General features: G+C 55.7%; 7 protein-coding genes. All 7 read left to right on the forward strand.

What is annotated here, in order from left to right:
- On the forward strand, window positions 1–767 hold a 767-nt coding region (murJ, locus tag ACW8F6_RS17655; RefSeq protein WP_491577207.1), incomplete at its 5' end, for a murein biosynthesis integral membrane protein MurJ.
- 9 nt (window positions 768–776) lie between these two features.
- Window positions 777–1079 carry a DUF3144 domain-containing protein gene (locus tag ACW8F6_RS17660; protein ID WP_491577208.1) on the forward strand — a complete coding sequence of 101 codons (303 nt, stop codon included), beginning with the start codon at window positions 777–779 and terminating at the stop codon, window positions 1077–1079.
- Window positions 1072–1389: a DUF3301 domain-containing protein gene (locus ACW8F6_RS17665; protein WP_491577209.1), complete on the forward strand. Its 318-nt coding sequence runs from the start codon at window positions 1072–1074 to the stop codon at window positions 1387–1389. The genes ACW8F6_RS17660 and ACW8F6_RS17665 overlap by 8 nt, the downstream gene beginning before the upstream one ends.
- Before the next feature lie 74 nt (window positions 1390–1463).
- Complete coding sequence (gene bamJ, locus ACW8F6_RS17670; protein WP_491577210.1) at window positions 1464–2090, forward strand: BamJ family beta-barrel-assembly machinery protein; 627 nt, start codon at window positions 1464–1466, stop codon at window positions 2088–2090.
- A gap of 77 nt (window positions 2091–2167) precedes the next feature.
- On the forward strand, window positions 2168–3106 hold the full coding sequence (gene ribF / locus ACW8F6_RS17675) for a bifunctional riboflavin kinase/FAD synthetase (RefSeq protein WP_491577211.1): 939 nt from the start codon (window positions 2168–2170) through the stop codon (window positions 3104–3106).
- A 23-nt stretch (window positions 3107–3129) separates the two neighbouring features.
- Window positions 3130–5931 carry an isoleucine--tRNA ligase gene (ileS, locus tag ACW8F6_RS17680; RefSeq protein WP_491577212.1) on the forward strand — a complete coding sequence of 934 codons (2802 nt, stop codon included), beginning with the start codon at window positions 3130–3132 and terminating at the stop codon, window positions 5929–5931.
- The coding region (locus ACW8F6_RS17685; protein ID WP_491577213.1) for a signal peptidase II at window positions 5924–6256 on the forward strand (333 nt) is incomplete at its 3' end. The genes ileS and ACW8F6_RS17685, both read left to right, overlap by 8 nt.

Genomic DNA, 6256 nt, shown 5'->3' on the forward strand with positions numbered 1-6256 from the left:
CTGTCTCCTGGTTGTACTACTCGGACCGGCTGGCTGAGTTGCCTTTGGGTGTGTTTGGGGTTGCCATTGCCACGGTGATTCTGCCCAGTTTATCGCGCCAGCACGTGGGCGCTGACCCAGAGAAGTTCAACCGTACCTTGAACTGGTCGCTGCGCATGGTGCTGTTGATAGCCTTGCCCTCAACGGTGGCGCTGTGGTTGCTGGCCGGGCCGATACTGACCACGCTGTTTATGTACGGAAAGACTACGGCGGTAGATATCGCCATGTCGACTTTGAGTTTGCAGGCTTACGCAGCGGGCTTGACGGCGTTCATGTTGATTAAAGTGTTGGCGCCGGGCTACTACGCCCGCCAGGACATGAAGACCCCTGTACGCATTGGGGTGATCGCGATGGTGGCAAACATGGGCTTGAATATCGCGTTTGTCGTGCCACTGCACCACTATGATCAGATTGGCCATGTGGGCTTGGCGTTGGCCACATCTGCGTCGGCGCTATTAAACGCCTGGCTTTTGTTTAGAGGGCTCAGGCGCAAGCAAGTGCTTACACCGGATGCCGAGTGGCGCCCACAGCTGGTGCGCCTGGCGTTGGCAAATGGCGCCCTGTTGGCGGTGCTGATTGGCGGGCTTCACTGGGCGCCAGACTGGGCGCTTGTTAGTTGGTGGCAGCGCGTATTGGCGCTGGCGGGCTTGTGCAGTACTGGCCTGATCGTTTACCTGGGGGTGCTGGCCTTGCTGGGCTTGCGCCTAAAACATTTACGTAATCATTAAGGAGTCGTCATGGCGAACAACGATGAGGCTTTCTGGGCGCTGGTGGAATCTTTTATCGAGCAGGCCAATCAGGCGGGCGATGCGCTGCCGCTGACTCAGGTGGGGGGCGCGTTGCTGTGCGCGGCGAGCCGTTTTAACGCCTACGCCTTGGCGGCAAGCTCCTTAGATCGAGCGTCTTTCAAAGAGGATTGTGAGCAGTCACTTACCGACTATACCGCTCAGTTTAAGCAGTTACTGTTTGAGGATTTACAGGATTACGCCGAGCACTACAAGGTGCTGATCGGCAACACCGACGAGTCTGGCGATGCTTGAACTGACCGACCTAGTACTGGTATTCGGTCTCTGCTGGTTTGGCTGGTATACCTTGCAGGTGGCGCGCATCAAAGAGGTGACGGTGCAGGCGGTTCAGCGGCGTTGCGAGGCGGACGGCGTGCAGCTGCTCGACAGCACCGTTGTGCTGCACCGCTTGACGCTGGGGCGCGACGGCCGAGGGTGGCTGCGCGTGCGCCGCATTTATAGCTTCGAATTTACTGCCACCGGTGAAGACCGCAATGGCGGCCTTGTGGCCGTGCTGGGTAACCGGTTAGAGGCCATCGAGCTGTCGCCCCACCGAATTCACTAAATTGGCTCGATCGGCCTGTCCACAGGCGCCGGTGGCTCTGGTACACTGTTGGCCCTTTGAGTGGTGAGTTTGTAATGTCTGATTCAGAAAAGTTCGACAGTGTTGAAAAGCGGGTGAGTTATGGTATCGGCCGTCAAATGGGGGAGCAGTTAATGTCAAATCCTTTCGATGGCCTGTCTGCGGATGCGGTGGTTGAAGGGCTGGCTGATCTAATGGCCGGCAAGCACTCGCAGGTATCTGAAGAAAATCTGCACCAGGCATTTCAGGTGATCAGCGAGCGCATGCGCGCCAAGCAGGCCGAGCAGGCCAAGGCCGCTGCGGGCGAGGGCGAAGCCTTTCTGGCGGACAACGCTAAGCGCGAGGGTGTGGTCACGCTGGCCTCGGGGTTGCAATACGAAGTGATCACCGAGGGCAAGGGCGACAAGCCCACAGCCAGCTCGACCGTGCGCACCCATTACCACGGTACTTTGATTAACGGCGATGTGTTTGACAGCTCCTACGAGCGCGGTCAGCCGGCGGAATTTCCGGTTGGCGGTGTGATTGCCGGTTGGACTGAAGCGTTACAAATGATGCCGGTGGGCTCCAAGTGGCGCCTGTATGTGCCGCACCAACTAGCCTACGGCGAGCGTGGCGCCGGTGCTTCGATTGCGCCTTTCTCCGCCCTGGTTTTTGATGTTGAGTTGCTCGATATCGTGAGCTAACCCTCCGCCCTGGCGGCGGGTGCCCAGGCGATCTGGCCTGGGGTATACTGCCGCCTTGTTCAAGCTGGGCTTTCGCTGTGCATCAACAGGCTTTTATCCACGGACTTCACAATGTGCGCCCGCAGCACCAGGGCGCGGTGCTGACTATTGGGTCCTTTGATGGCGTGCACCTAGGCCACCAACAGATGTTGGGGCAGTTGGTGGCGAAAGCCCGGGCGCTACAGGCGCCGGCCGCGGCTATGACTTTTGAGCCGCAGCCGCACGAGTATTTCTCCGGCGTGCGGGCGCCCGCTCGGCTGATGACCTTGCGCGACAAGGTGCAGGCACTGTTTGTCGAGGCGATTAACCTGGTTGTCTGTTTGCCGTTTAACAAACAGCTACGGCATTTAACCGCTGAGCAGTTTGTGCAGCAGGTGCTGGTGGAAGGCCTGGCGATTAAGCACTTGGTGGTGGGCGATGATTTCCGCTTTGGCTGTGATCGCGCAGGCGATTTTGCGTTTTTGCAAGCGGCGGGGCAGGCGGCGGGTTTTACCGTTAGCAATACCCACACCTTTTGCCGGCACAATGCACGGGTGAGTAGCACCCGGATTCGCGAGCTGCTCGAACAATCGGACTTTGACACTGCACAACAGCTACTTGGGCGCCCCTACTGTATGAGCGGTCGTGTGGTGCGCGGCAAGCAGCTGGGCCGCACAATTGGCGCGCCCACGGCGAATGTGCATTTACATCGCTACCGCTCGCCGTTATCAGGCGTGTTTGCCGTTGTCGCCGAAGTGGACGGCGAGCTGCTGCCGGGCGTGGCCAATGTGGGTGTGAGGCCAACGGTGGAGGACGGCGCCAAGCCAATACTCGAGGTGCATTTGTTTGATTTTAATCGCGATATTTACGGTAAGCGATTGCAGGTGACGTTTTGTAAAAAGCTGCGCGAAGAACAAAAGTTTGACTCTGTGGCAATGCTGCAGCAGCAGATACAAGCCGATATTTGCGCGGGAAAGACCTATTTCAATTCTATTTAATATTTAACTGTTTTGGCCTGAATATGACCGACTATAAGTCCACATTGAATTTGCCAGCCACGCCCTTTGCTATGAAGGCAAACTTGGCGAACCGCGAGCCGCAGACGCTGAAAAAATGGCAGGATGGTAAGTTGTACGAAACCATTCGCAAGGCGCGGGCCGGTGCGGAAAAATTTATCTTGCACGATGGCCCACCCTACGCCAATGGCGACATTCATATCGGCCACTCAGTTAATAAAATTTTAAAAGACATTATTGTTAAATCCAAAACCCTGAGTGGTTTTGATGCACCCTATATTCCCGGATGGGATTGTCACGGCTTGCCCATCGAACACAATGTGGAAAAGAAAGTGGGTAAAGCGGGCGCTAAGGTCGACGTCAAAACATTCAGAAAGAAGTGTCGCGAATACGCGGCCAAGCAGGTGGAAGGGCAAAAGGCCGACTTTATCCGTTTGGGAGTGCTGGGTGATTGGGACAACCCCTACCTCACGATGGATTATAAATTTGAAGCCGACATCATTCGAGCCCTGGGACGCATAGCGGAGAACGGCCATTTGGTGCGCGGCTTTAAGCCTGTGTACTGGAGTGTGGTGGGCGGCTCGGCGTTGGCTGAGGCCGAAGTCGAGTACCAAGATAAAACGTCAAACTCTATCTATGTTCGCTACCCCGTGGCCGATGTTGCCGATTTAACGGTGCGTCTGGACGGCTTGCCCGGTAGCGGGAATGTGTCGGTTGTTATCTGGACGACCACGCCCTGGACTCTGCCGGCAAGTCAGGCTGTCAGTGTGAACGCAACATTGGATTATGTCCTGGTTCAGGCCGGAGGTGAGCGCGTGTTGGTGGCCGAGGCGCTGTACGAGTCGGTGCTTAAGCAAAATGATTGCGAGGCAAATGGCGTACTGATCCGCGTACCGGGTGAAAAACTGGCGGGCCTGCAATTGCAGCACCCATTTTACGATAAGCGCTTGCCCGTCATTTTGGGTGATCACGTGACCGTCGATGCGGGCACTGGCTGTGTGCACACGGCGCCCGATCACGGTATGGAAGACTTTGTGGTGGGCAAAGCCAATAATATTGGCACCCTTAATTACATTGATGACAATGGTAATTATCGGCCGCAGGTGGAGTATTTCGGCGGCGACCATGTGTACAAAGTCGACGACAAGGTGATTGAGCTGCTGCGCGAGCGCGGCGCGCTTTGGTCGCACAGTAAAATCACCCACTCCTATCCTCACTGCTGGCGCACAAAAACACCGTTAATTTTTCGGGCGACGCCACAGTGGTTTGTGAGTATGCAACAAAAAGGCCTGCTCGACAGCGTGCGAGGCGCCGTCGAAAAGGTGCAGTGGGTACCGGATTGGGGGCGCGCGCGCATTGATTCAATGTTGGATTCTTCGCCGGATTGGTGCATCTCCCGCCAGCGGACATGGGGCGTACCCATTGCGTTATTTGTGCACAAAGATACCCAAGAATTGCATCCAAATACTCAGGCGCTGATCGAGCAGGTTGCGCTACGCGTAGAGCAAGAGGGTATAGATGCTTGGTTCGATCTGGATGCAAAAGAATTACTGGGTGACGATGCCGAGCATTACACCAAAGTAGTGGATACCCTGGATGTCTGGTTTGATTCTGGCGTGACCCATCACGCGGTATTACACCGCAGACCAGAGCTCCAGTATCCGGCCGATTTATACCTTGAGGGCTCGGATCAGCACCGAGGTTGGTTTCAGTCATCGCTAAAAACAGCCATGGCCATTAACAATGCTGCGCCCTACAAGGCGGTATTAACCCACGGCTTTACGGTGGACGAAAATGGTCGAAAGATGTCGAAATCCATCGGTAATGTCATCCCTCCGCAAAAAGTAATGAATGACTTGGGCGCCGATGTCCTGCGCCTCTGGGTGGCCGCTACCGATTTCAGTGCGGAAATGAGTGTCAGCGATGAGATTTTGCGACGCACAGCCGATTCCTATCGCCGGATTCGCAACACGGCGCGTTTTATGCTGTCGAACCTGTCCGGGTTTGACCCAGCGCAGCATCAGGTGGCCATGGATGATTTGTTGGCGCTGGATCGCTGGGCGGTTGATCGCGCTGCAGAGTTGCAGGCCGACATCGTGCGCGCCTACGACAATTACCAGTTCCACCAAATTTACCAGAAGCTTCACAATTTCTGCGTGGTGGATATGGGTGGTTTCTATTTAGATATCATCAAAGATCGGCAGTACACCACCCAGGCCGACAGCTTGCCTCGCCGTTCGGCGCAAACTGCTTTGTACCATATCGTTGAAGCATTTGTGCGCTGGATCGCGCCGATACTGAGCTTTACTGCCGACGAAATGTGGGAATTTATTCCCGGTAATCGAGCTGCACCGGTGTTTGTGGATCAGTGGTACGCCTTCCCGCAGGCGAGCAAATCCAGCGTTGTCAGCAAGGCCGCCTGGGCGAAAATTGCCGCGGCAAAAACAGCGGTTAATAAAGTGCTGGAAGAACGCCGAGCTGCCGGTGTATTGGGGGCGTCGCTGTCTGCAGAAATCACCCTGTACGCCGATGCTGATCTGTATTCGGTATTGCAAACACTGCAAGATGAGTTGCGCTTTGTTTTGATTACGTCGAAAGCAGCATTGAAACCGTTAGCGGAAGCGGAAAGCGGCGCACAAGCTACGGAGATGTCGGGGCTTAAAGTTTTGGCGATTAAATCACAGCACGCCAAGTGCGGCCGCTGCTGGCATTTCCGGCCGGAAGTGGGCCATGCAGAGCATCCAGAGTTGTGCGGACGCTGCGTAGAAAACGTGGCAGGTGGTGGGGAAGAACGCCATTATGCTTAGTGGAAAACTGCACAAGGGCCACTGGATTAGCCTCATCTTGGTGGTCGTTTCCGTAGTGCTCGATCAATACACCAAGAGTCTTGCTTCTGCGCACCTGACTTACGGAGTGCCCGTTTACGTGACGCCTTTTTTGGACTGGACATTGCTGCACAATCCCGGTGCCGCATTCAGTTTCTTGAGCGATCAAGGCGGCTGGCAGCGTTGGTTTTTTACCGCTATCGCGGCATTGGTTAGTCTGGTGTTAGTGGTTTGGATTGCGCGGTTAGGTGTGGAAAAACTTTGGGAATCTATTGCTTTGGCGCTAGTGCTCGGCGGGGCCGTGGGC

It is taken from the genome of Simiduia sp. (genome assembly GCF_058345725.1).